This is a genomic window from Emticicia sp. (genome assembly GCF_049241225.1).
Taxonomy (GTDB): Bacteria; Bacteroidota; Bacteroidia; order Cytophagales; family Spirosomataceae; genus Emticicia.
The window spans coordinates 1,285-4,624 of sequence record NZ_JBMLRC010000403.1 but is presented as its reverse complement, the minus strand read 5'-3'; the positions used below and the strand labels follow the sequence as shown (position 1 = coordinate 4,624).

Genomic DNA, 3,340 nt, shown 5'->3' with positions numbered 1-3,340 from the left:
TTGGCCTGTTATCCACTTATTCAAAATAGTTATGCCACTCCACTGGGTTTATTGTATATGTTTTTGAGTATGCTCTCCTACTCTATCGGCACCATTTACTATTCAAATATCGACTGGAAACTTTCACGTACGGCTATTAATGGTTGGCAAGTTTTTTTGGGTGGTTTGCTGATGTTGCCGCTCACATTTTTAATGCACAGTAAACCAAATAATTATGATTTAACCTTCTTATTATCAGAATTTTGGTTAATCATACCTGTTTCTATTATCTCCGTAAATCTCTGGCTTTATTTACTTAAGGTTGATGCCATCAAGGCTTCATTTTTCTTGTTTTTATGCCCAATTTTTGGGTTTACGTACTCCTATTTTCTGCTTGATGAACCCATTACTTACCATACTTTTCTCGGTACTGCGTTGGTGATTGTGGGGCTCTATGTTGGGCAGCGAGAGAAACTTAGTAAATGAATTTAAAATCGTTAATCTGGCTCTTCATAAGGTCGGGATGCATCAAATTCAATTATATCGCCTGGTTGACAGTCTAAGGCTCGACAAATAGCATCGAGGGTTTCTAAGCGAATAGCTCTTGCCTTGCCAGTTTTCAAGATGGACATATTTGAGAGAGTAATGCCTACTTTTTCCGCCAATTCCGACAAAGACATTTTTCTCTTTGCCATCATCACATCAATATTTACAATTATTGCCATTTCTCAGATAGTTCGTTCGTTGTCTTTCTCGATTTTCATGCCGTATTTAAAAACTTGTGCTAAGGCAAGGCAAAATAAGCCAACGATTAGGTAGATAATAGGCACAGTGCATTCTTCGAATGTGATATTCTGAGACGGTGCCGCATTTTTCACTGCTAAATACTTGGTAATCAAATATTTTTGATAGAATGTATATAAAAACCAAAGTAGTAAGTTGAGCAAAAAAATAAACCCAATCCAAGTAAATACTCTACCTTGACGGTCAGAAAAAATCTCACCCTTTGAAAGTCTAACAAAGAATCGATGTAGAAAAAAAGTTACACCAAAAATTACAAATAATAAATAAAAAAAAGAGAATAATGACATGAAATAAATTAGCTTATCTTCAAAAGTGCCTTTTCCCGTCGCAATTATTTCAATTTTGGGTTTATCAGCAATTTTTGTTAATATAACATTCTGCGATAAAACAACTTCTGGTGGTAAGTTTGAATTGCTAAAATCTCTTGATAATTGCATTGCTTCATCACCATAATTTATTTTCTCATCACTAAAAAAATCAATACCTCCTTTTATTGGGAGAGACATTCTTGTAGCACCATGAGAACTCATTGAACCTGTACTGTCAAAGTAAGCAGAGGTCAAATGTCCTATTTTAATGAGCGAATCTGTGTGTTTTATGTTGGAGTTCAACCCATCCATCTCTAATTTCAATTGCATTTCAAAAACCCAATTCGGGTTTGCTTTATTCAAACTATCAATGCTCTTCGTATAGATTAATTTACCATTTTGATAAAATTTAAGTTGTTTGTTTCTGGCAATTAGAGAATCTGCTACCTTCTTTAATTTGGGAGAATAAATCTGACGACTCATGCTGGAAAATTCCGAACCTTTATGTCTATTTGCTAAAGCTACAGCGTGCTTATAATAACCCGCAGTATCAAGGTGAAGTCTGTTCTCTCCAAATAAATGTTTAAACCCATCCAGAGAAGAGATAATAGCAATTGGATAAATTATGAATAGCAGGAGCTGAATCCAAAGAATGATTCGTAAAACAAGTGCAATTCGTCCAAAGATTTTAGGAGTAGATTTCATATATTGATAGGATTTTTTGTAAATCTATCAAACTATTTATTACGAGTCAAGTATTTTTTATTGTTTTACAATAAATTTTCATTACAAATCAATATAAAACCCTTTATTGGTATTTCTGAAATTATCTATTCAAACTAAACCTTTCATCAAGTTTTTAGTCAAAAAGTAACATTTTGTGGCTAAGTTCGTTAAAGAATTAGATTCTACTGACCAATCTCTATGAAATATACACTTCTATCAACGCTCTCGGCTGCCATGGTTCTGACGGCAACTTTGATGAATTCTTGTACTCAAAAAGAGCCAATCGCAGCAAATGCTTCTAGTTTTGATTTAATTCAAGATAAAATCTTGACTAAGAGTTGTGCTACAACTGGCTGTCACGCCTCCCAATCCGACGGTACTTTTGCTCAACATAAGTTGGTTTTGGCTAAAGGACAGGCTTATAAAAATTTATTTGAGGTAACTCCCGTCAACAAAACCGCCATTCAAGATGGTTTAAAACTTGTCAAAGCCTTCAAATCGCTCGAAAGTTTGCTTTATCATAAACTTTTCTATGACCCAATCCATCACGGAGGAAAAAGCTACGGCTCAATTATGCCACTCGGTGGAGATTTACTTTCGGTCGGACAAATCGAGTTTATCAGGCGTTGGATTGAAGCAGGAGCTCCCGAAACAGGCAATGTAGCCGATGCTTCGCTACTCGATGATACCACACCAAGCACTTCAACTTTCTTGGGTTTACAACCGCCAGCAGCAGGCACTGGCTACCAAATGGTTTTGGATAAATTTGATGTAGCACCCAATTTCGAGCGAGAATTATTTGTCAGAAAACCCTTAGGCAATACCGAAACCGTTTACGTCAATCGTATGCAAATAAGTATGCGTCCGGGAAGTCATCATTTTATTTTGTATGGTTTCAGAAATAACACAAACCTTGGGCCACTCAACCAAGTTCGTGATTTACGCAATCCCGATGGCTCATACAACATCGTAACTTTCGCTCAGATGGGTAATCACGTATTCAATTTTGGTGGTAGCGAAGCCAACGATGACTATACTTTCCCCGAAGGAACGGCCGTAGAAGTACCCGCTAATGCCACTTTTGATATGAATTCACATTATTATAACAAAGGAACAAAACCGATTCCAGGCGAAGTAAATATCAATCTTTATACGACCCCAAAAGCCAAAGTAAAAAACGTGTTGAAAGTGATTGATTTTGGCAACACGAATCTCACAATTCCGGCCAAAACTCGCACAGTAATAAGCAAAGATTTTACTTTTGATAAAAACGTAAAAATCGTGATGCTCTTCTCACATACCCATAAATTTGGCGAAAAATTTGAGATTTTAATCAAAGGCGGTGCCAGAAACGGAGAAATAGTCTATACCTCGACCAATTGGGAGCACCCCGAAAAAATCAATTATTCGCCCAATATTTCGCTCAAAAAAGGTGAAGGTCTAACTTCAAGAATTACCTACAATAATACTTCTGACAAAACCGTAAGATTCGGACTAACCACCGAAGACGAAATGGGAATAAT

At 36.3% G+C, this 3,340-nt stretch carries 4 protein-coding genes; 2 read left to right on the top strand and 2 right to left on the bottom strand.

Annotated features, from left to right (window positions below; genetic code table 11):
* Nucleotides 1-465, top strand: a 465-nt coding sequence (locus ACOVO2_RS21100; RefSeq protein WP_421771886.1) for a DMT family transporter, incomplete at its 5' end; no start/stop codon positions are given.
* A gap of 11 nt (nucleotides 466-476) precedes the next feature.
* Here ACOVO2_RS21100 and ACOVO2_RS21095 read toward each other — a convergent pair.
* Nucleotides 477-704, bottom strand: coding sequence for a helix-turn-helix domain-containing protein (locus ACOVO2_RS21095; RefSeq protein WP_421771885.1), 228 nt, complete (start codon nucleotides 702-704; stop codon nucleotides 477-479).
* A gap of 3 nt (nucleotides 705-707) precedes the next feature.
* Nucleotides 708-1,796, bottom strand: coding sequence for a DUF2975 domain-containing protein (locus ACOVO2_RS21090; protein WP_421771884.1), 1,089 nt, complete (start codon nucleotides 1,794-1,796; stop codon nucleotides 708-710).
* Between the two features lie 219 nt (nucleotides 1,797-2,015).
* On the opposite strand from ACOVO2_RS21090, the gene ACOVO2_RS21085 reads away from it, so the two are divergent.
* On the top strand, nucleotides 2,016-3,340 hold a 1,325-nt coding region (locus ACOVO2_RS21085; RefSeq protein ID WP_421771883.1), incomplete at its 3' end, for a hypothetical protein.